This window comes from Paractinoplanes ferrugineus (assembly GCF_016862195.1).
Classification (GTDB): Bacteria; Actinomycetota; Actinomycetes; order Mycobacteriales; family Micromonosporaceae; genus Actinoplanes; species Actinoplanes ferrugineus.
In genome coordinates this window covers 1-24,339 of sequence record NZ_BOMM01000020.1, presented here as the reverse complement: position 1 = coordinate 24,339, position 24,339 = coordinate 1, and the positions used below count along the sequence as shown (strand labels likewise).

21 protein-coding genes are annotated in these 24,339 nt (G+C 71.2%); 14 read left to right on the top strand and 7 right to left on the bottom strand.

What is annotated here, in order from left to right; translation table 11 throughout:
* The first annotated feature begins 283 nt into the window (after nucleotides 1–283).
* Genes Afe05nite_RS13255 through Afe05nite_RS13230 form a run of 6 tightly spaced genes read left to right on the top strand, consistent with a single transcriptional unit; the run spans nucleotide 284 to nucleotide 6,127 of the window.
* Nucleotides 284–1,159 carry an amino acid ABC transporter permease gene (locus Afe05nite_RS13255; protein WP_203817361.1) on the top strand — a complete coding sequence of 292 codons (876 nt, stop codon included), beginning with the start codon at nucleotides 284–286 and terminating at the stop codon, nucleotides 1,157–1,159.
* Entirely contained in the window at nucleotides 1,156–1,911 is a 756-nt protein-coding gene (locus Afe05nite_RS13250; protein WP_203817360.1) for an amino acid ABC transporter ATP-binding protein, read from the top strand. Before Afe05nite_RS13255 ends, Afe05nite_RS13250 begins: the two co-directional genes overlap by 4 nt.
* Nucleotides 1,912–1,923: 12 nt before the next feature.
* Nucleotides 1,924–2,883, top strand: coding sequence for an ABC transporter substrate-binding protein (locus tag Afe05nite_RS13245; protein ID WP_203817359.1), 960 nt, complete (start codon nucleotides 1,924–1,926; stop codon nucleotides 2,881–2,883).
* Between the two features lie 4 nt (nucleotides 2,884–2,887).
* Nucleotides 2,888–4,057, top strand: a complete 1,170-nt coding sequence (locus Afe05nite_RS13240; protein WP_203817358.1) for an LLM class flavin-dependent oxidoreductase — start codon at nucleotides 2,888–2,890, stop codon at nucleotides 4,055–4,057.
* Nucleotides 4,050–5,387, top strand: a complete 1,338-nt coding sequence (locus Afe05nite_RS13235; protein ID WP_203817357.1) for an NtaA/DmoA family FMN-dependent monooxygenase — start codon at nucleotides 4,050–4,052, stop codon at nucleotides 5,385–5,387. Before Afe05nite_RS13240 ends, Afe05nite_RS13235 begins: the two co-directional genes overlap by 8 nt.
* Entirely contained in the window at nucleotides 5,384–6,127 is a 744-nt protein-coding gene (locus tag Afe05nite_RS13230) for a GNAT family N-acetyltransferase (RefSeq protein WP_203817356.1), read from the top strand. The genes Afe05nite_RS13235 and Afe05nite_RS13230 overlap by 4 nt, the downstream gene beginning before the upstream one ends.
* Here the strand turns inward: Afe05nite_RS13230 and Afe05nite_RS13225 are convergent.
* Complete coding sequence (locus Afe05nite_RS13225) at nucleotides 6,100–6,720, bottom strand: TetR/AcrR family transcriptional regulator (protein WP_203817355.1); 621 nt, start codon at nucleotides 6,718–6,720, stop codon at nucleotides 6,100–6,102. The two genes, Afe05nite_RS13230 and Afe05nite_RS13225, sit on opposite strands and share 28 nt — an antisense overlap.
* A gap of 90 nt (nucleotides 6,721–6,810) precedes the next feature.
* On the opposite strand from Afe05nite_RS13225, the gene Afe05nite_RS13220 reads away from it, so the two are divergent.
* From Afe05nite_RS13220 to Afe05nite_RS13210, 3 genes are all read left to right on the top strand, one after another.
* On the top strand, nucleotides 6,811–8,295 hold the full coding sequence (locus tag Afe05nite_RS13220; protein ID WP_203817354.1) for an MFS transporter: 1,485 nt from the start codon (nucleotides 6,811–6,813) through the stop codon (nucleotides 8,293–8,295).
* Nucleotides 8,296–8,342: 47 nt separating this feature from the next.
* On the top strand, nucleotides 8,343–8,642 hold the full coding sequence (locus Afe05nite_RS13215; protein WP_239117786.1) for a hypothetical protein: 300 nt from the start codon (nucleotides 8,343–8,345) through the stop codon (nucleotides 8,640–8,642).
* A 145-nt stretch (nucleotides 8,643–8,787) separates the two neighbouring features.
* A complete protein-coding gene (locus Afe05nite_RS13210) occupies nucleotides 8,788–9,957 on the top strand; it encodes a class I SAM-dependent methyltransferase (protein WP_203817353.1) in 1,170 nt (389 codons plus the stop codon).
* 53 nt (nucleotides 9,958–10,010) lie between these two features.
* Here Afe05nite_RS13210 and Afe05nite_RS13205 read toward each other — a convergent pair whose 3' ends face one another.
* Complete coding sequence (locus Afe05nite_RS13205; protein ID WP_203817352.1) at nucleotides 10,011–11,156, bottom strand: restriction endonuclease subunit S; 1,146 nt, start codon at nucleotides 11,154–11,156, stop codon at nucleotides 10,011–10,013.
* 91 nt (nucleotides 11,157–11,247) lie between these two features.
* Between Afe05nite_RS13205 and Afe05nite_RS13200 the strand changes: the two genes are divergently transcribed.
* Both Afe05nite_RS13200 and Afe05nite_RS13195 read left to right on the top strand, forming a co-directional pair.
* Entirely contained in the window at nucleotides 11,248–13,494 is a 2,247-nt protein-coding gene (locus tag Afe05nite_RS13200) for a putative bifunctional diguanylate cyclase/phosphodiesterase (protein WP_203817351.1), read from the top strand.
* 116 nt (nucleotides 13,495–13,610) lie between these two features.
* Complete coding sequence (locus tag Afe05nite_RS13195; RefSeq protein ID WP_203817350.1) at nucleotides 13,611–15,080, top strand: glycoside hydrolase family 5 protein; 1,470 nt, start codon at nucleotides 13,611–13,613, stop codon at nucleotides 15,078–15,080.
* Here Afe05nite_RS13195 and Afe05nite_RS13190 read toward each other — a convergent pair.
* Both Afe05nite_RS13190 and Afe05nite_RS13185 read right to left on the bottom strand, forming a co-directional pair.
* Nucleotides 15,070–16,488 carry a dienelactone hydrolase family protein gene (locus tag Afe05nite_RS13190; protein WP_203817349.1) on the bottom strand — a complete coding sequence of 473 codons (1,419 nt, stop codon included), beginning with the start codon at nucleotides 16,486–16,488 and terminating at the stop codon, nucleotides 15,070–15,072. The two genes, Afe05nite_RS13195 and Afe05nite_RS13190, sit on opposite strands and share 11 nt — an antisense overlap.
* Nucleotides 16,489–16,504: 16 nt before the next feature.
* On the bottom strand, nucleotides 16,505–17,347 hold the full coding sequence (locus Afe05nite_RS13185) for a hypothetical protein (RefSeq protein WP_203817348.1): 843 nt from the start codon (nucleotides 17,345–17,347) through the stop codon (nucleotides 16,505–16,507).
* Nucleotides 17,348–17,554: 207 nt separating this feature from the next.
* Between Afe05nite_RS13185 and Afe05nite_RS13180 the strand changes: the two genes are divergently transcribed.
* Both Afe05nite_RS13180 and Afe05nite_RS13175 read left to right on the top strand, forming a co-directional pair.
* Nucleotides 17,555–19,009, top strand: a complete 1,455-nt coding sequence (locus Afe05nite_RS13180) for a peptide MFS transporter (RefSeq protein WP_203817347.1) — start codon at nucleotides 17,555–17,557, stop codon at nucleotides 19,007–19,009.
* 336 nt (nucleotides 19,010–19,345) lie between these two features.
* Nucleotides 19,346–19,807 carry a VOC family protein gene (locus tag Afe05nite_RS13175; RefSeq protein ID WP_203817346.1) on the top strand — a complete coding sequence of 154 codons (462 nt, stop codon included), beginning with the start codon at nucleotides 19,346–19,348 and terminating at the stop codon, nucleotides 19,805–19,807.
* A gap of 50 nt (nucleotides 19,808–19,857) precedes the next feature.
* Here the strand turns inward: Afe05nite_RS13175 and Afe05nite_RS13170 are convergent, their stop codons facing one another.
* Entirely contained in the window at nucleotides 19,858–21,384 is a 1,527-nt protein-coding gene (locus tag Afe05nite_RS13170; RefSeq protein WP_203817408.1) for a M4 family metallopeptidase, read from the bottom strand.
* A gap of 244 nt (nucleotides 21,385–21,628) precedes the next feature.
* The gene (locus Afe05nite_RS13165) at nucleotides 21,629–23,008 is read right to left on the bottom strand and encodes a GGDEF domain-containing protein (protein ID WP_203817345.1); all 1,380 of its coding nucleotides are present in this window, start codon (nucleotides 23,006–23,008) and stop codon (nucleotides 21,629–21,631) included.
* 281 nt (nucleotides 23,009–23,289) lie between these two features.
* Between Afe05nite_RS13165 and Afe05nite_RS13160 the strand changes: the two genes are divergently transcribed.
* Nucleotides 23,290–24,054: a DUF3152 domain-containing protein gene (locus Afe05nite_RS13160; RefSeq protein ID WP_203817344.1), complete on the top strand. Its 765-nt coding sequence runs from the start codon at nucleotides 23,290–23,292 to the stop codon at nucleotides 24,052–24,054.
* A gap of 47 nt (nucleotides 24,055–24,101) precedes the next feature.
* On the opposite strand, the gene Afe05nite_RS13155 is transcribed toward Afe05nite_RS13160, so the two are convergent.
* On the bottom strand, nucleotides 24,102–24,339 hold a 238-nt coding region (locus Afe05nite_RS13155; RefSeq protein WP_203817343.1), incomplete at its 5' end, for a M4 family metallopeptidase.

The following is a 24,339-nucleotide window of genomic DNA, read 5'->3' as shown; positions in this document are numbered from 1 at the left end:
CCCGCGAGCAGCGCGAGAGTCACGACCGTGGCCGGCGGAAGCGATGCCGCGGCTCCGCCTCGGACAAGCGGGCTCTCTTTTCCTATAGCCTAAATAGGATATAGGCAAGGGGTGCGGCCCAGATCGGCGCATCGCGCCCGCCGGCCGTCCGCGACTCCGCCGCCCGGCCGCATCGAGGCGCCGTTGACAACTCCGTAAAAACATACATTGCCCATAGGACTTGAGTTATTCGCGGGAGCGGCCATAGCTTGAATTCACGCCCGCTCCCCCCGGAGGTAACCCCTTGACTGTCCTGTCCTCGCCACCAGCGGCGGCCCGCGCCGCCGACGAGGGCGACCGGCTCACCGTGGTGCCGGCCCGCCATCCCTGGCGCTGGGTGAGCACCGTGGTCGCCCTCGTCCTGGTCGCCCAGCTGGTCCACGGCCTGATCACCAACCCGGGCTGGGACTGGGGCACGTTCGCCGGCTACTTCTTCGAGAAGTCGGTGCTGAACGCCCTGCTCGTCACCCTGGAGCTGACCTTCGCCGGGGCGGTCCTCGGCTTCCTCGGCGGGGTGCTCCTGGCCCCGATGCGGCTCTCCGCCAACCCCGTGCTGCGTACCGTCAGCTGGACGTACATCTGGGTGTTCCGCTCGGTGCCGTTGATCGTGCAGTTGCTCTTCTGGGCCAACCTCGGCTACCTGTACGAGACCCTGCAGCTCGGCATCCCGTTCGGTCCCGGCCTCCTGCACTTCGAGTCGCGCAGTCTGGTCAGCTCGCTCGGCGCCGCGCTGCTCGGCCTCGCCCTGCACGAGGCCGCCTACGCCGCCGAGATCGTCCGGGCCGGCCTCATCTCGGTCGACCAGCGGCAGCTGGAGGCGGCCGCCGCGCTGGGCATCCCGCGGCTGCGCCAGTTCCGCCGCATCCTGCTCCCGCAGGCCATGCGCGCGATCCTGCCCAGTGCCGCCAACGAGCTCGTCAACCTCCTGAAAAGCACCTCAGTGGTGTACGTGCTGGCCATCGGCGAGCTGTTCTACCAGGTACAGGTCGTCTACGGACGGACCGGACGGGTCGTCCCGCTCCTGATGGTCGCGACCGTCTGGTACGTGATCCTCACCGCCGTGCTCTCGGTCTTCCAGCACTACGTGGAGCGGCACTTCAACCGGGGCTGGCGCCGATGATCGAGGTCCGCGGCGTGCACAAGTCCTTCGGCCACCACGAGGTGCTCAAGGGCATCGACCTGACCGTCGAGGCCGGCAGCGTCACCGTCGTCCTGGGCCCGTCCGGCTCCGGCAAGTCCACCCTGCTGCGCGTGCTCAACCACCTCGAGAAGGTGGACCGTGGTCACGTCCGCGTCGACGGCTCGCTCATCGGTTACCGCCAGGTCGGCGACCGGCTCTACGAGCTGCGCGAGCGGCAGGTGCTCAAGCAGCGGGCCGCGATCGGCTTCGTCTTCCAGACCTTCAACCTGTTCCCGCACCTGACCGCGCTGGAGAACATCGTCGAGGCACCGATCTCGGCGCTGGGCCGGTCGCGGGCCGACGCCACCGCCAGGGCCCTGGAACTGCTCGACCGGGTCGGCCTGGCGGACAAGGCCGCCGCCTATCCGCGTCAGCTCTCGGGCGGGCAGCAGCAGCGCGTGGCGATCGCCCGTGCCCTCGCGCTCGACCCGAAGCTGGTGCTCTTCGACGAGCCCACCTCGGCGCTCGACCCGGAGCTGGTCGGCGAGGTCCTCGACGTGCTGCGGGACCTGGCCGGCAGCGGCACCACGATGATCGTCGTCACGCACGAGATCGGCTTCGCCCGCGAGGTGGCCGACCGGATCGTCTTCCTCGACGACGGCCGCCTGATCGAGCAGGGCACGCCCACCGAGCTGCTCGACTCCCCCAAGCACGACCGCACCCGGGCCTTCCTGGCCAAGGTCCTCGTCTAGATGGAGCTCCCCTTGCGTACGAGATCGGTCTTCCTCGCCGTTGCCCTGGCCGTGAGTCTCGGCGCCTGCGCCGCGCCCGACGAGGCTCCGAAGGTGGCCGCCGCGGCCGCTGTAAAGATCAACGATGGACCGGACCAGAACCGGATCGTGCCGGCCCGGGTGGACGCCGCGGCGGCGCTCGTGCCCGAACGGATCCGGGCCACCGGCAAGCTGACCATCGGCGTCGGCGCGGCCGGCTCCGGCTTCCCGCCGCTCGCCTTCACCGCCACCGACAACAAGACGCTGATCGGCAACGAGCCGGACATCGCGGTCGCCGTCGCCGGCGTGCTCGGCCTCGAACCGCAGCTGGCGAACACGTCCTGGGAGGGCCTGTTCATCGGGCTCGACAGCGGCAGGTACGACCTCGGCGCCTCCAACATCACGGTCACCGAGCAGCGCAAGCAGAAGTACGACTTCGTCAGCTACCGCAAGGACGACCTGGCCTTCGAGGTGAAGAAGGGCTCCGCGCTGAAGGTGGCCGCGCCCAAGGACGTGGCCGGCAAGAAGGTCGCGGTGGGCTCCGGCACCAACCAGGAGAAGATCCTCGTCGAGTGGAGCAAGCAGGACGTCGCGAACGGCCTGCCCGCGGTCGACATCAAGTACTACCAGACCAACCAGGCGACCTATCTGGCCCTCGGCTCCGGGCAGATCGACGCCTACCTGGGGCCCAACCCGACCGCCGCCTACCACGTCGCGACCGCCGGGCAGACCGAGATCGCCGGTACCTGCTCCGGGGCCGGGTCGGCGCTGCCGGGCCTGATCGCGCTCACCACCAAGAAGGACAACGGCCTGGTGCAGGCGCTCAAGGCGGCACTCGACGAGCTGATCAGGTCGGGTGCCTACGCCAGGATCCTCGGACGCTGGAATCTGACCGCCGAGGCGGTCACCGCGGGCGAGGTCAACCCGCCCGGCCTGCCGATCGAAGGGAAATAGGACGATGAGTACGGCACTTCATCTGGCGGTGGCCCTGGACGGTACGGGCTGGCACCCCGCCTCCTGGCGCTTACCGTCGGCCCGCCCCGCCGAGGTGTTCTCCGCCTCCTACTGGGCCGATCTCGTCCGCCTCGCCGAGGCCGGCACGCTCGACTTCGTCACCATCGAGGACGCCCTCGGCCTGCAGACCGACCGGCTCGACGGGCCGGACGAGCGCACCGACCACGTCCGCGGCCGGCTCGACGCGGTGCTGATCGCCGCCCGGGTCGCGCCGCTCACCCGGCACATCGGTCTGGTGCCGACCGCGACCGTCACGCACACCGAGCCGTTCCACATCGCCAAGGCGCTCGCCACCCTCGACCACGTGAGCCGGGGACGGGCCGGCTGGCGCGTGCAGGTCTCCGGGCGGGCGCACGAGGCCGGCCACTTCGGCCGGCGGACGCTGCCGGTGCTCGACCCGGCCGCACCCGACCGGGAGATCGTCGCGGACCTCTTCGCGGAGGCCCGCGACCACGTCGAGGTGGTGCGGCGGCTCTGGGACAGCTGGGAGGACGACGCGGAGATCCGCGACGCCGCCACCGGCCGGTTCATCGACCGGGACAAGCTGCACCACATCTCGTTCGACGGCAGGTATTTCAGCGTCAAGGGCCCGTCCATCACGCCGCGCCCGCCGCAGGGTCAGCCGCCGGTCACGGCATTGGCGCACGCCGAGATTCCGTACGCCTTCGCCGCACGCTCGGCGGACGTGGCGTACGTGACTCCCACCGACGCCGCGCAGGCCCGCAAGATCGTCTCCCAGCTGCCGATCCCGCACGTCTTCGCCGATCTCGTGGTCTTCCTCGAGGAGAGCGAGCCGGCGGCCCGGGACGCTCACGAGCGCCTCGACACCCTGGACGGGACCGCCTACACCTCGGACGCCGCGATCTTCACCGGCACCCCGGCGCAGCTGGCCGACCTGCTGCAGGAATGGCGGGCGGCCGGCCTGACCGGCTTCCGGCTGCGCCCCGCCCGCCTGCCCGACGACCTGGTGGGCATCACCGGGGGCCTGGTGCCGGAGCTGCGCCGCCGAGGTGCCTTCCGGACCGCCTACGAGGCCGCCACCCTGCGCGGCCTGCTGGGCCTGTCCCGGCCCGCCAACCGTTACGCCGTCGCCGAGGAGGCCCGCGTTGCCTAAGCAGATCCACCTCGCCGCGCATTTCCCGGGTGTCAACAACACCACCGTGTGGAGCGACCCGCGGGCCGGCAGCCACATCGAGTTCGACTCGTTCGGGACGCTCGCCCGGACCGCCGAACGGGCCAAGTTCGACTTCTTCTTCCTGGCCGAGGGGTTGCGGCTGCGCGAGCAGGGCGGCCAGATCTACGACCTGGACGTGGTCGGGCGGCCCGACACGTTCACGGTGCTGGCCGCACTGGCCGCCGTCACCACGCACCTGGGGCTGGCCGGGACGATCAACTCGACGTTCAACGAGCCGTACGAAGTGGCCCGGCAGTTCGCGTCGCTCGATCACCTCTCCGCCGGCCGGGCCGCGTGGAACGTGGTCACCTCCTGGGATGCCTTCACCGGCGAGAACTTCCGGCGCGGCGGCTTCCTGGCCGAGTCCGACCGCTACAGCCGGGCCACTCAGTTCCTCGCCGCCGCCCGCGAGTTGTTCGACTCGTGGCCGGCCGATGCGATCGTCGCCGACAAGGACACCGGGGTCTTCCTGCGAAACGGCTCGGCCGGAAGTTTCCGGCACACCGACGACCAGTTCGACATCGCCGGACGCTTCAACGTGCCGCGCGGCCCGCAGGGGCGGCCGGTCATCCTCCAGGCCGGCGACTCCGAGGCGGGCCGGGAGTTCGCGGCGGCCACCGCCGACGCCATCTTCAGCCGGCACGGGACGCTCGTCGAGGGGCAGAAGTTCTACCGCGACGTGAAGCGACGACTGCCCGCGTACGGCCGGCCCGAGGATTCGCTGAAGGTGCTTCCGGCGGCCACCTTCGTGCTCGGCGACACCGACGCCGACGCCCACGAGAAGGCCGCCGTGGTGCGCCGTCAGCAGGTCAGCGGGGCGACCGCGATCAAGCTGCTGGAGCAGCTGTGGAACCGCGACCTCAGCGGCTACGACCCGGACGGGCCGCTGCCGGAGATCGATCCGGACGTGTCCGGCGACCACATCGCCCGGGGCCGGGCCAGCGTGCGGATGCACCGCGACCCGATCGCCGTGGCCGCCGAGTGGCGGGCCCGGGCCGAGGCGGAGAAGCTCTCCATCCGCGACCTGATCATCGAGACGACCAACCGGCAGACGTTCATCGGCGCTCCCGACACGGTCGCCACCGCGATCGACGACCTCGTGCAGCAGGACGCCGCCGACGGCTTCATCCTGGTGCCGCACGTGACGCCGGGCGGTCTCGACGAGTTCGCCGACACGGTGGTGCCGCTGCTGCAGGAGCGTGGCGTCTTCCGTACCGAATACGCCGGCCCGACCCTGCGCCACCACCTCGGCCTGGAGGTCCCGGCATGACCACCGTCTCGACCGGGCCGGCCGTCCTCGACAACGCGGTGTGGGAGTCGCTGACCGGTCCGCACACGCACCTCGCCGAACGGCACGGGCTGGCCGCGCGCTACCCCACCGCGGTGGCCGGGTTCCACGCGCTCGCCGACCCGGCCGACCCGCGGGCGTGGGCCGACCTGGCCGAGCTGACCGGCGGGCCAGGGGCCGGGCCGAACCGCGGGCCGACCGGCGGGCCGGACGGTGAGGTGGCGGTGGCCGGCCCGATTCCGGACGCCCACCCCGGGTGGGTCGTCGTCGGTCGCGTTCCCGGCGTGCAGCTGGTCGACGTGTCACTGCGGACCGCTCCCTGGCCCGAGGCGGTCCGGCTGGGCCCGGCCGACGTGCCGGAGATCCTCGACCTGGTCGAGCGCACCCGGCCCGGCCCGTTCCGGGAGCGCACCGTCGAGCTCGGCACCTGTCTCGGGATCCGCCGGGGTGGCGCGCTGGTGGCGATGGCCGGCGAGCGGCTGCACCCGCCGGGCTGGACCGAGATCAGCGCGGTCTGCACCGATCCGGGGTTTCGCGGTCAGGGCCTGGCGACGGCGCTGGTCCGGGCGGTGGCGGCGAGCATCCGGGAGCGCGGCGAAACGCCGTTCCTGCACACCGCCGCGACCAATCGGAGCGCGATCCGGCTCTACGAGTCGATCGGGTTCCGGCTGCGACGGCAGACCACGTTCGCCACTTACCGGCTCGCCGGGGTCGTGCCGTAGACCAGACGCAGGATGGCGTCGGTGAGGGTGTCGATCAGCTCGTCCTGGTCGTAGGCCGCCGGGTCGGCGAACGCGTTGGCGAACGTCGTCAGGCGCAGGTTCATCGCCATGGTCGCGAGCAGGGCGGGCGGGCCGCCGACGGTGCGGCCGGCTTGCGCGTCCCGCTCGATGCGGCGGCGGAACTGGGTGCAGCCGTCGTTCACCAGGCGCTCGCGCACGCCCAGCACCTCGGGGCCGGGCTCGGGGGCCAGGAACACCTCGCGCAGCCAGCGGCCCTCGACCAGCCACCGCTGCAGGGACAGCGCCAGCCCTTCGCGCAGCGCGGCGCGGTCGATTCCGTCGGCGGCCAGCCATTTGCCCATGTCGGCGTCGGTGAGCCCGATCGACTGGTCGCACAGGGCGGCCAGCAGCGCCTGCTTGGACTCGAAGTAGAAGTAGAAACCCGACCGGGCGATGCCGGCCGCCCCGGCCAGCTCGTCGATCGTGACGTGGCCGATCGGCTTCTCGCGCAGCACGACCTTGGCGGCGTCAAGGAGCGCTTGCTCCCTCTGGTCGCCCTTCGTGGGGGCGCGGCGGCTTCCGATGGCAGGCACGAACCGATCCTACCCGCTGCATTCGACGTCACATCTTTAGCTTTCGACACGGTGTTGAGAATGCTCGGCAGCGGGTCTAGCTTCGGTTTCATGCCTTCCCAGTCATCGCGCATGGCCTTGCCGGTCTCGTGCTACGTCGTGCTCCTGGTCTCCGCGCTGCAGACCCTGGTCGTACCGGTCGTCTCGAACATCCAGGCCGACCTGGGCGTCTCCGCCACCTCGGCGAGCTGGGTGGTCACCGCGAACCTCCTCGCCGCCGCCGTGCTCACCCCGATGCTCGGCCGGCTCGGCGACCTCTACGGCCGCCGCCCGGTGATGCTGGGCGTGCTGCTGATCGTGCTGGCCGGCTCGGTGCTCGCCGCCACCACCTCCAGCCTGGCGCTGCTGCTCGTGGCCCGGGTCGCACAGGCCGCCAGCTTCGGCCTCTTCCCGCTCTCCATCGGCGTGCTCCGCGAGGAACTCCCGCCCCGGCGCCTGACCGGGGCGATGGCCACGGTCAGCGGCATGCTCGCGGTCGGCGCCGGCCTCGGCCTCACCGTGACCGGCCTGCTGATGGCCCACGGCGGCGACTACCACCAGCTGTTCTGGCTGGCCACGGCACTGTCGGTGATCGGCGTCGCGGGTGTCTGGACGCTGCCCCGCCGGGCCGCCGTCGCCACCGGCCGCCTCGACTGGATCGGCGCCGGCCTGCTCGGTCTCGGCCTCGTGTTGCTGCTCATGCCGCTGGAGGAGGGCAACAGCTGGGGCTGGGGCTCGGCGCGCGTGCTGGGTTCGCTCGCCGCCGCCGTGCTCGTGCTGATCGTCTTCGTCCTGGCCGAGCGCCGCATCCGCCAGCCGCTCGTGACGATGCGGATGCTCACCCACCGGCCGCTGGTCATCGCCAACCTGGCCGGCCTGTTCCTGGGCTTCTCCATGTTCGCGATCTTCCTGGCCGTCTCCTACCTGGTGCAGACCCCGCCCGCGATCACCGGCTACGGGTTCGGTTCCACCGTGCTCGCCGCCAGCGTCGTCTACCTGCTGCCCGGCACCGCCGCCGGCGTCGTCACCGCCCCGCTCGGCGGCCGGCTCGTGGGTCGCTTCGGCCCGAAGAACACGTTGATCACCGCCGCGGTCCTGGCCTTCGCCGGGTTCGGGATGCTCGTCGTCCGGCACGCCGCGACCTGGGAGATCATCGTCGGCGCGTTCGTCGTCAACACCGCCGTCATGTTCGGCTACGCGGCCCTGCCGGCCCTGCTGATCGCGCACGTGTCGCCGGCCGAGACCGGCATCGCCAACAGCGTCAACTCGATCGCCCGGTCGATCGGCATGTCGCTCGGCACCGCCTTCGTGGTGACGATGGTGACCCGCAACCTGATCCCCGGCGCCCCGGTCCCGCTCCCGCACGAGTCGCAGTACACGGCCGTCTTCGCGACCGGTGCCGTACTCGCCCTGCTCGCCGGCATCCTGGTGGCCTGGGCCCTGCCTCGCAGCCGCCCCACCCACCTGAGCACCCTCGAGGCCGAGGAGGAAGAGGTCTTCGGCGCCGCCGGGCTGGCCGTCCCGGCCGAGCTGATCGCCAAGCAGGGCGCCCGCTGAGGTCGTCGGCAGGTTTCTCGCCCGGCCGGTGGGGAAGAACATCTGCCATGCAGACACCGCTTCCCATCGCCACGGTGAACGTGGGTATGACCGTCGTCGACGTCAACGGCGAAGAGGCCGGCAAGGTCACCGCCGTCCAGATGCCCGGCACCGACGTACGCCCGGAGGTGCCCGCCGGCATCGCCGAGGAACTGATGGGCGCCGGTTACCTGCGCATCGACGGCACCGGCCGGCTCTCCAACGACGTCTACGCGGGCGGCGACCAGATCCGCGAGTCGGTCGAGGAGGAGGACCGCGGCTTCGTCAACCTGCGGGTGCCCCGCGAGGACTTGTTCCGCGCCTCCTGACCCGCCCGGCCCCGCCGCCGGAACCACTCGCGCCGGCCGACCGCCCACACTGCCCACGACGCCCCCACCGTCCTCGCCGGACGGCGCGGAAAAGCACCGATTCCGGCAGGGTGTGCGGCGGTCGGCTTCGTGCGATGATCGCCGGATGAGGCGGCGATCGATGGCCGACACCCTCGGCCGGCGTTACGACGAATTCTTCCGCGACCGCACACCGGTGCCGTTCGGGGTCACGGGCCACGACGGCAGGACTTTCTCGTTCGGCGTCGCCGAGGGTTCGCCGCCCACGTTCACCGTGCTGGTGCTCGACGAGGCCGGGCACGACGCGCTCGTCTCGCTCGACCAGTTGCAGGTGGCTCTCGCGTACCTCAGGGGTCATCTCGATGTCGAGGGTGACATCGTCGCCCTGCTGAACATGCGCGAGTTCTTCTCCGACTTCCACCCGATCGCCTTCGCCGGCCGCTGGTTGCCGTCGCTGTGGCAGGGAAGGACCGACCACGACCGGCGGGCCATCTCGCACCACTACGACGAGGAGTCGGAGTTCTTCCTGACCTTCCTCGACGGTCGGCACCGGTGCTACACCCAGGGCGTCTTCCTCAGCGACGACGAGCCGCTCGAAGACGCGATGACCCGCAAGATGGACCTCGCGCTGGACGCGATCGGGGTCAAGCCGGGCGACCGGGTGCTCGAGGTGGGCGGCGGTTGGGGCGCGTTCGCCGAGCACGCCGCGATGCGCGGCATCGACGTCACGACAGTCACGCTGGCCGCGGAGTCGGAGCGGTTCCTGAACAACCTGTTCGCCGCGAAGCAGCTGCCGGTCACGGTCGTGCGCGAGCACATCCTCCGCTACCACAACCCGCAGCCGTTCGACGCGATCGTCAACATGGGCGTCACCGAACACCTGCCCGACTATCGAGCGACCCTGCAGACGTACGCCCGCCTGCTGCGCCCCGGCGGCCGCGTCTACCTGGACGCCTTGGCGATGCGGCGCAAGCACACGTCGTCCACCTTCTTCAAGAAGTACGTGTACCCGGGTCGCTCCGCCCCGCTGCTGCTCCACTCCTACCTGCGGCAGGTGGCGCACTCCCCGTTCGAGCTGCTGAACGTGCAGGACGACCGGCACAACTACTTTCTGACCTGCCGCGCGTGGGCGCAACGACTCGATGCCGCCAAGGAGGAGATCACCGCCCGGTGGGGCGACGAGCTGTACCGCCGCTTCCGGATCTTCCTGTGGGGCTCGGCGTCCGGCTTCGACACCCGGATGGTCCAGGCCTACCGGTGGACGTTGCAGCGCACCCCCGCCGACGTCATGACGTAGTCAGCACAGGGCTACCAGCCGATACACGTTCTGCCGGGCTCGGCCCGGTCAGGTCATCCAGAGCGGACCTGCTCACCATCGGCAACCGGGCCGGGTGCCGCCGGCAGCAACCTCGCCAGCAGGGTGTCGCGCAGGTCGGCGAGGGCGAGTGACTCCTGTTCCGCGGCCAGGGCTCGCTGCCACAAGCTTTCCAGGTCGGGAGTGCGGCCGGGGACGGTGACCGGCTCGTTGAGGTGGCGGCGCTGGATGTGGCCCATGGTGGTGGCCCGGTCGGCGGCGATGGCACGGTAGCGGGCCAGCCGGGAGCGGACTGCCTCGTAGGCCGTCCAGGGCGGCCGGCCGGCGCGCGGGATCACCTTGAAGATGTGCTGGTTGATGATGGCCTCGGGGCGGAACCAGCGGGCCACCGTCAGCGAGCCGGACCAGGCGAAGAGCACGTCGCCGGGGCGGGCCAGGTGCCGGTCGGCGACGTCGAGGTCGTGGTGGACGGTGGCCGGGCCGGGGCCGGAGGTGATCTCGGCGATCCGGACGACCATGCGGCCGTGCCCGGTGGCGCCTCTGGTGAAGGGGCGGCCGTTGACGAACTCCGCGACCTCGGAGAGCGGCACGGTCACCGGGTTCGCGGCGACCGCCGCCTCCCAGACGGCCGCGCGCAGGGCGTCCGAGGTGGCCACGATGCGGTCGTTCAGCGCGATCTTGTCGTCGAGTGCGCCGAGTGCGGCGGCGATCGCCTGCTGTGTGCTTCGCGACGGTACGGCGATGACCGCGGCCGTCAGGGTGGCGGCGCTCGCGTTCGGCTGGGCGGACTTGTCGCCGACGACCCCGGCGACGTACGAGCGGAAGGCGGGGGATCGGAGCGCGTACCCGATGAAGCGGGGGTCGTGCTCGGCCTTGACCCGGAGCCGCACGAGATAGGAGGCGAAGACCGCGCCGGGCGGCACCTCGGCGAGCCATCGGCTCTCCCCCGTCGTGGAGCCGGTACGCGCGACGACGATGTCACCGCGCGCCAGGCGGTAGCGCTCGCGGGTCCGTTCGTCGGCGTCGACGAACGGCACGGTCCGCCAGTCGAGCCGGGCGCCGACGATGTCGGTGATGCGCAGGAAGCGGGTGCCGGTGTCGACGGCGGTGGCGCTCGCGGTCAGCCCGTAGTCGACCCGCTCGCACACGTCCCGGAGCCGCAGCCGCCGCCACTCACCCATGCCGGAATACTGCCCGGCCGGGGCCGCGGCCGATCGCGGGGGTGAGTGATTCCCCTCAGGTGGATGCGCGGCCCTGCCGATCACCTCGGGCATGGTGATGCGATGGACGGACGGCGAGCGGAGCCGGGTCAACCATCTGTCGCGTCAGATCAGGCTCAACCTCTGGGTGTTCGCCGCCCTGACCGTGCTGGGGATGGTCCGGGTCGGGTTCGCGTGGCCCGGTCACCGGGCGCCGGTGCTCGCCGCGCTCGGTGCGGCCGTGCTGGTCCTGGCCGGGGCGCAGTCGCTGCGGTGGGACTCGCTGGCCGGGCGGCCGTGGATGCCGCGGGCGGTCGTCGCCTCGTACTCGGCCGCGCTCGCCGTCCACTTCCTGTTCTGCCTGGCCGACCCGTACGCCCAGCTGATCTTCCCGGTCGGCGCGGTCATGCTGACGGCGGCGGCGGCGACCACGATCGGCTCGCGGGCCGGGTTGGGGCTCGGTGCCGCCGGGCTCGTCGGGTACGGCGCGATGATCGTCCTGCGGCCGGGCGCCGATGTGGTCCTGACCACGTCGATCGCCTCGGTCATGCTCGCGGTGGCCGGGCTCTGCCTGCTGACCGCCAACAACCGCCGGCACCATCTGGCCGAGCGCCGGGCGGCCGAGCGCCGCACCGTCGCGCTGATGGAGAACGGCTCGGACGCGGTGCTCGCCGTCGGCGAGGGCGAGGTCCGCTACGTCAGCTCGTCGATCGGCCGGATCCTGGGCCGGGACGCCGATTCGCTCACCTTCGCCGACCTGGGCGAGATGACCCACCCGGACGATGTCGAGCGGATCAACGCGTTCCTCGGCGACCTGCGGGTCGCCGGGGCCGGCGCGACCGGCTCGCTGGAGACGCGCACCCTGCACTCCGACGGCACCTGGATCGACACCGAGGTGACCGGCACCAACCACCTCGACGACCCGGACATCCGGGCGGTCATCCTGAGCGTGCGCGACGTCAGCACCCAGAACGCGCTGCGCGCCGAGCTGCTCCGGCAGGCGTTCGAGGACCCGGTGACCGGGCTGCCGAACCGCGCCCTGCTGCTCGACCGGATCGTCACGGCGGTGCGCCGGCACGCCCGCAACGGCGGGCACGTGTCGCTCCTGCTCATCGACCTGGAGGACTTCAAGAAGATCAACGACACCCTCGGCCACATGGCCGGCGACGATTTCCTGCGCACCGTCGCCCAGCGGATGACCTCGGTCGTACGACCGTCCGACACGCTGGCCCGGCTCGGCGGCGACGAGTTCGCCGTCTTCGTGGAGGAGCTCGACGAGTTGGGTCTGCACACGCTCGCCGAGCGCCTGCTCGCCGAGATCAAGCTGCCGGTCCGGCTCGGCACCAGCGACCTGATCGGCACCGCGAGCATCGGCATCGCCACCCTGAAGGCGACGCAGGACGCCGACGTGGAGACCGCCAACGAGCTGATGCGCGACGCCGACCTGGCCATGTACGCGGCGAAGCTGGGCGGCCGGGACCGGATCGCGGTGTTCGACCCGTCGATGTACACCGCCGCGGTGATGGAGGCGGAGGCCCGTACCGAGCTGGAACGGGGCCTGGGCGCCGACGAGTTCACCGTCGTCTACCAGCCGATCGTGGACCTGCCGTCGGGCCTGCTGATCGGGGTCGAGGCGCTGGCCCGCTGGCAGCACCCGACGCGCGGCCTGGTCGGCCCGGACTCGTTCATCCCGCAGGCGGAACGTACCGGCCTGATCGTCCCGCTGGGCGCGCACGTCCTGCGGGTGGCCTGCCACGAGGTGGCCGGCTGGCACTCCGCCATCCCCGGCGCGGAGAACGTGCGGGTCAGCATCAACCTGTCGGCCCGCCAGTTCCAGGAACCGGACCTGGTCGACACCGTCCGCGCGGCGCTCGCCGACAGCGGCATCCGGCCGCACCTGGTGGTCCTGGAGATCACCGAGTCGCTGCTGATGCACGACGTCGACGCCACCGTCGTCACCCTGCACGAGTTGCGGGAGCTGGGCGTGCAGATCGCCGTCGACGACTTCGGCACCGGCTACTCGTCGCTGTCCTACCTGCGCCGCTTCCCGATCGACATCCTGAAGATCGACAAAGCGTTCATCGACGGCATCACCGACGACAGCGACGACGCCACCCTGGCCGAGGCCGTGGTCGGCCTGGGCAAGGCGCTGCGGCTGAGCACGGTGGCCGAGGGCATCGAGCACGCCGACCAGCAGGAGATGCTCTCCCAGCTGGGCGTGACCTACGGACAGGGCTACCTGTTCGCCCGGCCGGGCAGCGCCGACGAGATCGCCGAGATGGTGCGCGCGGCGTACCGCAAGCAGGTGGGGGGTCAGTAACCGGTCCACTCCCGAAACGCACCCCGTACCGCAATCGACAGACCTTTTATGGGCCTTCGCGCGACCGACTTGACTCGTCGCCCTGCTCGGAACGCTCAGCGAAGGACCAGTCGTACATGCGTATCTCCCGTGCCCTGCGCCGAGGTCTCGGCGTCGCCCTGCTGGCGCCGTTGCTGATGACGGCCGCTCCGGTCGAGGCGGCCCCGGCGATGTCCACCGACGACACCGCGCGGCTGAGTGAGCGGATGGTCGCGGTGACCACCGCCAAGCAGATCAACTACTACCCGTCGGCGGCCGGCTGGACCCGGATGTGGACCACCTTCGACGCCCGGAAGATCGACGCCGACCTGGCCAGGGCGCGCAGCCTCGGCGCCGACAGCGTGCGGGCGATGCTGTTCCCGACGCTGTTCGGCTATCCGGCCCCGAAGCCCGAATACACCGCGAAGCTGGCCCAGTTCGTGTCGTTGGCCGGCAGCCACGGCCTGACCGTGAAGCTCACCCTGTTCGACTGGTGGGACGGCTATTCCGACACCGCCGGCAGCGCCGGCTGGGCGACCGCGGTGCTGGCGCCCTACCGCTACGACAACCGGATCATCTCGGTCGGCCTGCAGAACGAGCTCGACCCGGCCAACGCGACCGCGATCGCCTGGGCCAAGAAGATCCTGCCCGCCGTCCGGACGGCCATGCCCGGGTTCCCGCTGACCATCTCGGTGAGCGCCGACGACCCGATAAACGACCTGGCCCGGTTGAAGACCGCGGTGCCGCTCGACTACTACGACTTCCACTTCTACGGCAACTCCGAGCGCGCTCTGTCGATCATCCAGCAGGCGAAGGCCGCGGTCGCGCCGGCCCCGCTGGTGATCGGCGAGGCCGGGGCGAGCACGCTGAACGTCACCGAGGGCGAGCAGGCCGCCTATCTGGCCCGGGTGTTCGAGGCCGCCGAGGCGGCCGGCGTCGGTTCGGTGGCGCCGTGGACGCTCAACGACTTCACCGCCGGCGCCATCCCGGAATCGGCGGTCGCCAAGGTGCCGGCCCAATACACGTACGGGCTGTACCGCACCGACGGCACCGCGAAGCCGGCCGCCGCCGTGGTCAAGGCCGCCTGGACCGGCACCGCCTACCCGGCCACCGTGCTCGATCCCGGGTTCGAGAACACCGCCGCCCAGACCCCGTGGAGCGCGTTCATGCCGGAGCTGGGTGTGCCGGTGCGCACCCAGGCGATGGCCCGGTCCGGCAAGTGGTCGGTCGCGATGACCCGCACCGGCAAGACGTCGGCCGGCTCACCGTCGTACCGGATCTCGCCGATCGTCCCGGTGTTCGCCGGCCAGAAGTGGCACGCCGAGGTGTGGGCCCGCGGCAACGCCGCGACCGGCACCTCGCAGATCGCGCTGAGCTGGTTCGACGCCAAGGACAAGTGGCTCGGCGGCGCCTCGTCGGCGGCGCTGCCGCTGGGCACGACCGGCTGGACGAAACTGTCGGTCGACGCGACCGCCCCGGCCGGCACCGCCGGCCTGCAGGTTCACCTGAAGTCGGGCGCGAACACCGGCACCGTCTGGTTCGACGACGTCACGATGATCAAGAGCTGACCAGCGGCAGGGTGGTCGCGATCGGCCAGGCGACGAGCAGGGAGCCGGCCGCCGCGATCACCCAGCGGGGCGCGCCGAACCGGTGCAGCACCGCGCTCCATACCGCCTGCCCCACCATCAGCACGGCCAGCAGCGGAGCCACGAGCAGCACGAACGTCGAGGTCAGGCCGACGACCGCGGCGGCGACCAGGGCGACGACGGTGAGCGCCGAGACGGCCAGCAGGGTCAGGGCGTTGCCGCCGGCCCGCTCCACCGCGTACCCCAGGAGCAGGAAGCCGGCCCAGACCACCGGCAGCAACCACCAGCGGGGTCCGACCGGCACGACATGGGTCAGGCCGAGCTGCAGCGGAACGGCGATCGAGATCGCCGCGTAGAGGATCAGCAGGGGTGCGGCCGGGCGTCTGGGTGCGGCTTCCTCGACGGCAGGGCGGCGGCTTGTGTACGCGAGGAGCAAGGCCCCCGTGACGCCGGTCAGGCCGGCCACGTAACCGCCGAGTCGCAGCGGCAGGTCGTCGGTCGGCAGGAACCGGGCCGCCACGGCAGCCACGGCGGCCGCGCCGGCGGTCACCGCCACCGCCCGCCACTCGAAGCGCGGCCACCGGCGCCGGCCGGGCCCGAGAAGCAGCCGGGCCACCGGCACCAGCCCGGCCGCGAGTGCCACCAGCAGCAGCGCCGCCCCACCGGCTCGTCTCATCGGCGCCGGCAGCGGGCCGCCGGTGGCCTGGTCGAGCCAGTCGGCCGTCTCCCGGTGCGCGGTCGGCGAGAACAGGATGGAGACGTGGTCGGCGCCGGGCACCACCTCGCTCCGGCCGGTCTCCTCGGCCGCCGCCCTCTCGGCCGCGGTCCGGAAGGCGGGGAATTCCAGCCCACCGACAAGCGTCAGCAGCCGGACGGGCCGGCTGGGCGGCAGGTCCGACGCGTCCGGCAGGGAGATCGCCACGGTGCCGGCGATGTCGTCGTGCGCGGCCGCGTAACGGGTCACCGCCCCGGCTCCCATCGAGTGCCCGACGAGCGAGATCCGGGCCGGATCCACGTCCGGCAGCGACCGCAGGTGAGCGACCGCGACGTCGAGGTCGCGTTGCCGACCGGCACCGTCGTCGTCCCGCATCGGGCGGGTGTTCGCGCCGTGCCCGCTGAAGTCGAGCAGCACCACCACATAGCCGCGGGCGGCGAGGGTGTCGCCGAACGGCGCCATCAGCTCGGCCGAACCGGCGAACCCGTGCGCGACCACCACCCCGGGATGCCTGGCGGCACCGGCCGGGTGCACCTCGTCCATCGGCACCCGGTCGACCACGACGTGCGTCCGCCGGGTGTCCCCGCCCGCGCCCGCCAGCAGGGCGACACCGGCCGCCGCGAGCAGGACGGCGGCCATCGCCACGAGCAGGGGCCGGCGCATCTCGGTGGGCATGGCTCCGATTGTCCGGTCAGCTCAGCGTGGCCGCCTGGATGTCGACGTTGCCACAGGTCGGGTGGTAGACCTCGGTCGCGTTCCAGCTCAGGTTGAGCCGGCTGCCGGCCGCCGCCCGAAACTTGATCTCGAACCGGGTGGTGCTGAGCGCCTGGGTGTTCACCAGCGTACGGCTGACCGCCGCGGCCCCGTCGAGGGTGGCGGTGAGCTGCCCCTCGGCCATCCACACCCCGGCATAGAGGCGCAGCGTGCGGGTCGCCGGGCCGGCCGGCAGCTGGAGCACGAAACCGGTGTCCGCGCCGCAGACGTAGACACCGGTCGGGGTGTCGTCCCAGGCCCAGGTCGGGTCGCCGGCCGACCAGCGGTAGACCTGCGGATTGTTGTCGTAGCGCCCGCGCGCGGTCGGGCTGCCCAGGTCCTTGATCGCCGCGGTGACCCCCCACTTGCGGTCGACCGAGCTCGCCGTCGAAAGTCCCCAGTGGACCCAGTCCTTGACGCCCTCCCGGCCGAGGTCGACCTCGGCCGGAATCTGCCCCGCGAGCACGGTCAGCAGCGGCTGCACCGGCGCCGGGGACGCCGCCGCGGTTCGTGCCGGGGTGGTGGGCGCGACCACCTCGATCGTCGCCGGGGCACTCGGCGGCCGGAGAGCGTCCGGCGGCGGCAGGGTCACCGGACCGCCCGGCGACGGGACGACCGGCTCCCACGGCGGCGCCAGGGTCAGCGGCACCGGCTCCGGCGAGTTGGCGTCGGCGAGCACACCCCCGGCACCGACACCGAGCGACAGCAGACCCACGGCCGCAAGAACCACCTGCCACCGGCGCCGCTGTGCACGTGCCCACATCGACAGCCTGACGTGCATCCGCGATCTCCCCAATTACCCCGGCCAGAATGGCAACGCTCAACATACGGCCTATTGGCGCGATGTCAATGAGGGTTATGCAGGGCCGACCTCCAGTAGCACCGGGCCGCACGGCAGCGGCTCGGTCTCCACCGCCCTGAACAATCCTCATCGAGGGAGGAAATGGTCGGCGGGTGATCAACGCCGCCCCGGGGTAGACGGTCACCCATGACGGTCGCGGAGCGTAAACCGGAAAGAAAGTTCTTCGGGCAGCCCTGGGCGCTCGCCAATCTGTTCGGCGTCGAACTGTGGGAGCGTTTCTCGTTCTACGGCATGCAGGGCATCCTGCTGATCTATCTGTATTACGAGGCGAGCCGCGGTGGACTGGGACTCGACAAGGACTCCGCGACCAGCATCGTCGGCGCCTACGGCGGTTCGGTCTACCTGGCGACGGTCATCGGCGCCTGGCTGGCCGACCGCCTGCTCGGCCCGGAACGGGTCCTGTTCGGCAGCGCGATCCTGGTCATGTGCGGACATGTCGGGCTGGCCCTGATCCCCGGCATCCCCGGCGTGGCGACCGGCCTGATCCTCATCGCCCTCGGCTCCGGCGGTGTCAAGGCCACCGCCACCGCCATCGTCGGCACCCTCTACGCCGCCGACGATCCCCGCCGCGACGCCGGCTTCTCCCTGTTCTACCTGGGCATCAACCTCGGCGCCCTGGTCGGCCCGCTGCTCACCGGCCTGCTGCAGAAAGAAGCGGGCTTCCACTGGGGCTTCGGCGCCGCGGCCGTCGGCATGGCGATCGGCCTGACCCAGTACGCCATGAACCGCCGCACCCTGCCGGCGAGCGCCCACGAGATCGCCAACCCGCTCCCCCGCGAACGCCGCCCACTCGTGGCCGCCCTCGCCGCCGCCGTCATCGCCGTCGTGGCCGTGCTCGCTCTCACCGGTCTGCTCCCCGCCGCCCATCTGTCCACAATCGTCGTGGTGCTGAGCATCCTGGCCGCCGTCGCCTATTTCGCCGTCATCCTGTCCAGCCGCCGAATTGCCGACGTCGAACGCCGCCGCGTCGTCGCCTTCATCCCGATGTTCATCGCCAGCGCCGCATTCTGGTCGCTCTATCAGCAGCAATTCACGGTGGTAACCATTTACGGCGATGAGCGCCTCGATCGCGACGTCTTCGGCTGGACGATGCCGGTCTCCTGGGTCCAGTCGATAAACCCGGTCTTCATCATCATCCTGTCCGGGGTCTTCGCCGCCCTGTGGCTGCGCCTGGGCGACCGCCAGCCCACCACTGCGGTCAAGTTCGCCGCCGGCACCACCGTGATGGGCGTGGCCTTCCTGCTCTTCCTCCCGTTCGCCGGCACCGGCGCGAACAGCGTCCCGCTGCTCGGTCTGACCGGCATCATCCTGGTCTTCACCGTCGCCGAACTCCTGCTCTCCCCGGTCGGCCTCGCCTTGTCGACAAAACTGGCCCCGGAGGCGTTCCGCACTCAGATGGTCGCCCTGTTCTTCCTCTCCGTAGCCCTGGGCACCGCCATGTCCGGCACCCTCGCCGGCTACTACAGCCAGCAGAACGAAGTCCCCTACTTCGGCATCCTCGGCGCGACAGCCATCATCCTGGGCATCGCCCTGTGGCTGGCCCGAACCCCCATCCAGCGCCTGATGAGCGGAGTCCGCTGACCCCCCGACCCGATTGCTCGCGCCCGCACCCGCCGGGCCGGGGCGTCCACCCGCGCTCTCCCACCCGGCGACCGGGCGGTCCACCTAGTGGGATGCGCTCCCACATGTCGGCCCCCGTCACTCGCCGCGTCGGTTTTGACAGCTTTCGCTACGAACAAGGCCGGCGAATCCCGCACGCCCAGGGCGAGCCCTCCACAACTTCCCTGAAAATGCTGCCCCCCAAGCGTTCGAGGCCCGTTCTTCAGCGAAGTCGCGGACGGGAAGGCGGCGCGCTCGACAAGCTGGTGGCCACCGAAGCGGACGGAATCTGACCGCAATGCGTGCTTAGGTGGGCGCATGAGCCGCGAGATTCAGGTCACTTTCGACGTTCACGACCCGCAGGCGCAGTCGATTTTCTGGCGCGACGCGCTCGGTTACGTCCATCCTGGCCCGCCCGGTGTCGAACTGCCGGCGGGTGCCGACCCGCTCGCCGCGTGGGACGAGTTCCTCGACCGGATGAAGGTGCCGGCGGACCAGCGCAACAACCAGTCGGCCATTGAGGACCCGGACGGCACCGGGCCGCGCATCTTCTTCCAACGGGTGCCGGAGGGCAAGGTCGCGAAGAATCGACTGCATCTTGACGTACGGGCGGCGCCGGGTCTGCGGGGTGCCGAGCGGATGGCGGCGCTCGAGGCCGAATGCGACCGGCTCGTGGCGCTCGGGGCGAAGCGGCTCCAGCGGCACGAACCGGCGCCCCCGTTGAGTTTCGGCTTCATCGTGCTGGCCGACCCGGAGGGCAACGAGTTCTGTCTGGACTGAGCGACGCCGAAGGGCCGGCGCTCGATGCGCCGGCCCTTCGAATCAGTACGTCAGGAGCAGGTGGGCTCGCCGGACTGGGCCGGCACGCTCACCGCGGTCCACGCGGCCTTGACCGTGTTGAACTCGGTGCAGCTGCCCGGGTAGAGGGTCTTCGCCGCCTGCAGCGTCCACACCCGGTACTTGAGGTAGGACGAGGACGACGTCTTCAGCAGCATCGCGTTGTACATGATCTTGATGGCCTTCTGGATGCCGAGGCCGGTCACCGTGGAGCTGTTGCACGTCGACGAGGCGGGCTGGCCGTTGCCGCTGGTGCCCTGCGCGAGCAGGTAGAACCAGTGGTTACCGGGACCGGCCGCGGCGTGCACCTCACCGTTGGGGGTGCTGCTCGAGTAGCAGTTCGAGTCGCCCAGCGCCGACGGGTTGTACATGTTGCGGATCGGGCCGGAGCCGACCAGGTTGACCTCTTCACCCACGAGGTAGTCGGGGGCGTCGGCCGGGCTGTTGATGTACCACTCGGTGGCCGCGCCGAACGTGTCGGCGACGAACTCCTGAGTGCCCTTCGCCGAGATGCCGCCCGGGGTGTTGTCGTCGATGCCGTGCCCGAGCTCGTGGCCCACCACGTCGGCCGACGCGATCCACTGGCCGGCGGTGTTCTTGCCGATCTGCACCTGGGTGCCGTCGTAGTAGGCGTTCTGCTGGTTCAGGCCGATCCGGATCGGCCACGCGCCACCGGAGCCGTTCTGACCGTTACGACCCAGCCACGACGACAGCATCGCGTACTGCTTCTGCGCCACGTAGAACGCGTCGACGCCGCCGCTCTCGCGGTTGGTGCCGACGCCGTTGCCCCACACGTTGTCGGAGCCGGAGAAGGTCGCGTTGCCGGTCGCGTTCTGCGCCTTGATCGTCGTGTGCGACGGGTCCTGCAGCAGGTAGGTCGAGCCGGACTTGGTCGTGTCGATCGACACCGAGCCGTAGATCCAGCCGTTGCCGGAGCCGGTCACGCTGGTGACGTGCTCCGTCGAGCCGAGCACCTGGCCGGTGACCGCGTCCACGTTCACCGTCTGCCGGGACACGCCCTCGGCGCTCGTACCGTTGACCGTGGTCTGGTAGGCGAGGCGCGCGGCCTTGCCCTCGGTGGCGACCACGACGAGCTTGGTGCCCTCGACCGAGGTGACGGTCTTGAGTTGCGCCTTGGCGGTGGCCTGCGCGGCCGCCTCGGAGATCTTCGGCACGGTGGAGAGCTCACCGATCGGGCCGGTCTGCGCGACCGAGGTGTAGGTGACCTTGCCGGCCGCGTCGGTGGCGACCACGAAGTCACCGCCCTCGACCGGCAGGCCCTTGTAGGTCCGCGTGAACGGCACGTAGCTGTGCCCGGCCGACTGGATCACCGCGCGCCGCTGGAACGTGTCCAGGCTGCTGGCGTGCAGGAACGAGGGCTTCGAGGCAACCAGGGCGTCGGCCCCGTCGGCGGCGGCGACCAGCGGCGAGACGGCGGGTTGCGCCTTCGGCTGGGCGTTCGCCGGCGCGGCGGCGAGGGCGGCGGCGACCGCGGTGGCGGTCCCCACGGCAACGGCCATGTTCTGGAACTTCAACGCGTACTCCTTCCCCGCCGGTGCGAGGTTCCGGCGGGCTCGACTCCGGCCTCGGTGTCACCGCGGCCAGTGCTGGGAGACGGTATGCACATTCTTCGATGTTCGAAATGGGGAAAACCCTTGTCTACCCACCGGTAAGGAAAACGTTCCAGTTAGGAAACATACCGATACAGAGATCTTGTACGCATTTTTCAAGACATAGAAGTTCTTAATGTCCACCGAATGCCGATCACACCAGAGAGACGCCCTGCTTCGTGGTGATCCGGGCCCGACCGGCGCGCTTCGCCGCGTACATCAATTCGTCGGCGCGCCGCAGCAGATCCTCCGGGCTCTCCCGGCCGTCCCACGCGGCCAACCCGGCCGAGAACGTCTGCCCCTGCGGAGTGGCGGCCATGAGCCGCTCCAGCACCGCGGCGGCCTCGGCCATCGAATGGCCGGCGAGCAGCACCGCGAACTCCTCGCCGCCGAGGCGGGCCAGCATGTCGTCGTCGCGCAGGTTCATCAGCCAGGCCACCGCTGCCCGGCTGAGCAGTTCGTCACCGGCCTGGTGACCATGCGTGTCGTTGTACCGCTTGAAGTGGTCGAGGTCGATCAGCCCGACGATCAGCGACGTGCCGCTCACCTCGCTGCGGGCCATCGCGGCCGGCAGTCGATCGTCCCACCGGCGGCGGTTGGCCAGGCCGGTCAGGGCGTCGTGGTTGGCCAGCCGTTCCAGCCACGCCGACTCCGACTCGACCCGGTGGAGCAGACCGGCCATCCGCAGCGTGACGAGCAGGAGCAGCAGGGCGCAGGCGATGCCGGTGGGCAGCCACTCGTCGGCGATCCGGCCGGTGGCGCCGAGGTAGAGGCTGACCCCCGGCGGGAGCAGGATGGCCGTACCGAGCAGGGCCAGCCGGGGCCGGACGAAGCGCGGCGGGCGGGCGAGCGGCACCGTGAGCCGGCGCATCGAGGGGTGCGCCGCCGCGGCCGCGACCAGCGTGTTGGACGCCAGCAGGGCGATGTCGGCCGGCCCGCCGCCGTGCGGCGGCTGGGGCGAGACGAGCAGGATGTCACCGACAGCCATCGAAATCATCGCGCTCACCATCAGCCGGTAACTGACCGTGCCGGCGCCCGGCGTGGTGACGAGCAGCGCGACGAGCACGAAGAGGGCGATGTCGCCCACCGTGAAGGCGACCTCGATGGTGAACGCGTCACCCCGCAGCACGGTCCAGTAGACCAGGCCCAGACCGGTCGCGATGATGCCGCCGTCGAGCAGGGCGGTACGGTCGTCGACCCGGGCCCGCCCGCGCAGCAGACTGAACAGGGCCCAGCAGGCCAGCGGGTAGCCGATCAGGGCCAGCGCCATGCTGACCTGCGTCCAGGGCGCCTCGACGGCGAGCCGGTCCAGGACGGCGCCGGCGAGCCACACGGCGATGGCCGCGGCGAAGGCGTGCCAGGTCGACGGATGGTGCGGGCGGTGCCGGCGGACGGCGCGCACGAGCACGACGATCGACGCCACGCCGATCAGGGCGTACGCCCCGGCATGCCACCGCGTGCCCCCCGGCAGCAGGGCGTAGGCGAGCGTCGCGACACCACCGATGCCGAGCCACATCCGCCAGCTGATTTCCACGTCCGGCCATCGGCAGCCGCACCACCCGGCTGAGCACTTGAGGTTTGTGTCCCATCCGGGCGGTCCGACTCAGATCCGGCCTTCGTCTCGCGATATGCCGGGGGTGACGCCCTCGACGACTTCGGCACCGGCCACTCGTCGCTCACCCTGCTGCGTACCGTCCCGGTGACCACGCTGAAGGTCGACAAGTCGTCGAGTTGGCTGTGGTGACCAATTCCACGGCGGCCAACCCGCGGTAGCGCGCAGTCGTCGTCTCTCCTGAGTCCACAAGGAGAGATCACATGGCTTTCCGTTCGTATTTGCCGCTGGTCGCGGTGCTCCTGACCGCGGGGTGTGTTCCGGGCCCGGTATCGGGGCGCGCGGTCCCGCCGGCGACCGCCCCGGGCCCGCTTCCGATGGCGGCCGAGCCGCGGGTCAGCCCCGCGGCGCCGCCGAGGATCACCTATCCGGCGAACGGCCACGGCAACTGGCTGGTCGCGCCGCCGGCCGGGGGCACGGCCGGGGACGCGGGGCGACTGATGCGCTATCGCGTGGCAGTGGAGAGTGACATCAAGGGACTGTCACCGGCCGCCTTCGCCCGTACGGTGGCCGCGACGCTCGGCGCTCCGCAGGGCTGGACGGCGGGCGGGAAGTGGCGGTTCCGGCAGGTCGGTGCGGGCGACTCGGCCGACTTCACGGTCCGTCTGGTCACCCCGGACACCCGTGACCGGCTGTGCGACGACGTGCCCGACGGCTACACGTCCTGCCGCAACGGCTCCGACGTGGTGCTCAACGTGGCCCGCTGGGTCAAGGGGGTGCCCGGCTACGGGGCGACCCTGGCGGTGTACCGCGCCTACATGGTCAACCACGAGGTGGGCCACCGGCTGGGCGACGGCCACGAGCTGTGCTCCGGGCCGGGCGAGGCGGCCCCGGTCATGCAGCAGCAGACGCTCGGCCTGCACGGGTGCACCGCCAACCCGTGGCCCTACCGGGCGGGTCATCGGCACGCCGGCCGCTCCGGGCAGTACGACGACGACATCCCGCCCCCTGACCAGGGACGGAAGTAGCGTCGGAGCCGGCTGGCGGGCCGGCTCCGACGCTCCTGGCGAGCGACCTAGCAGGTGGGCTCGCCCGTCTGGGCCGGCACGCTCACCGCGGTCCAGGCCGCCTTGACCGTGTTGAACTCGGTGCAGCTGCCCGGGAAGAGGGTCTTCGCCGCCTGCAGGGTCCACACCCGGTACCGCAGGTACGACGAGGCCGACGTCTTGAGCAGCATCGCGTTGTACATGATCTTGATGGCGGTCTGGATGCCCAGGCCGGTCACGGTGCTGCCGTTGCAGGTGGTGCTGGCC

What these genes read in the sequence shown, in the direction of transcription:
- Afe05nite_RS13200 (WP_203817351.1), top strand. Translation starts at nt 11,248, where the DNA reads ATGGTGATGCGATGGACGGACGGCGAGCGGAGCCGGGTCAACCATCTG.
- Afe05nite_RS13185 (WP_203817348.1), bottom strand. Translation starts at nt 17,347, where the DNA reads ATGCACGTCAGGCTGTCGATGTGGGCACGTGCACAGCGGCGCCGGTGG.
- Afe05nite_RS13250 (WP_203817360.1), top strand. Translation starts at nt 1,156, where the DNA reads ATGATCGAGGTCCGCGGCGTGCACAAGTCCTTCGGCCACCACGAGGTG.
- Afe05nite_RS13205 (WP_203817352.1), bottom strand. Translation starts at nt 11,156, where the DNA reads ATGGGTGAGTGGCGGCGGCTGCGGCTCCGGGACGTGTGCGAGCGGGTC.
- Afe05nite_RS13210 (WP_203817353.1), top strand. Translation starts at nt 8,788, where the DNA reads ATGAGGCGGCGATCGATGGCCGACACCCTCGGCCGGCGTTACGACGAA.
- Afe05nite_RS13190 (WP_203817349.1), bottom strand. Translation starts at nt 16,488, where the DNA reads ATGCCCACCGAGATGCGCCGGCCCCTGCTCGTGGCGATGGCCGCCGTC.
- Afe05nite_RS13180 (WP_203817347.1), top strand. Translation starts at nt 17,555, where the DNA reads ATGACGGTCGCGGAGCGTAAACCGGAAAGAAAGTTCTTCGGGCAGCCC.
- Afe05nite_RS13220 (WP_203817354.1), top strand. Translation starts at nt 6,811, where the DNA reads ATGCCTTCCCAGTCATCGCGCATGGCCTTGCCGGTCTCGTGCTACGTC.
- Afe05nite_RS13240 (WP_203817358.1), top strand. Translation starts at nt 2,888, where the DNA reads ATGAGTACGGCACTTCATCTGGCGGTGGCCCTGGACGGTACGGGCTGG.
- Afe05nite_RS13195 (WP_203817350.1), top strand. Translation starts at nt 13,611, where the DNA reads ATGCGTATCTCCCGTGCCCTGCGCCGAGGTCTCGGCGTCGCCCTGCTG.
- Afe05nite_RS13230 (WP_203817356.1), top strand. Translation starts at nt 5,384, where the DNA reads ATGACCACCGTCTCGACCGGGCCGGCCGTCCTCGACAACGCGGTGTGG.
- Afe05nite_RS13175 (WP_203817346.1), top strand. Translation starts at nt 19,346, where the DNA reads ATGAGCCGCGAGATTCAGGTCACTTTCGACGTTCACGACCCGCAGGCG.
- Afe05nite_RS13170 (WP_203817408.1), bottom strand. Translation starts at nt 21,384, where the DNA reads ATGGCCGTTGCCGTGGGGACCGCCACCGCGGTCGCCGCCGCCCTCGCC.
- Afe05nite_RS13160 (WP_203817344.1), top strand. Translation starts at nt 23,290, where the DNA reads ATGGCTTTCCGTTCGTATTTGCCGCTGGTCGCGGTGCTCCTGACCGCG.
- Afe05nite_RS13215 (WP_239117786.1), top strand. Translation starts at nt 8,343, where the DNA reads ATGCAGACACCGCTTCCCATCGCCACGGTGAACGTGGGTATGACCGTC.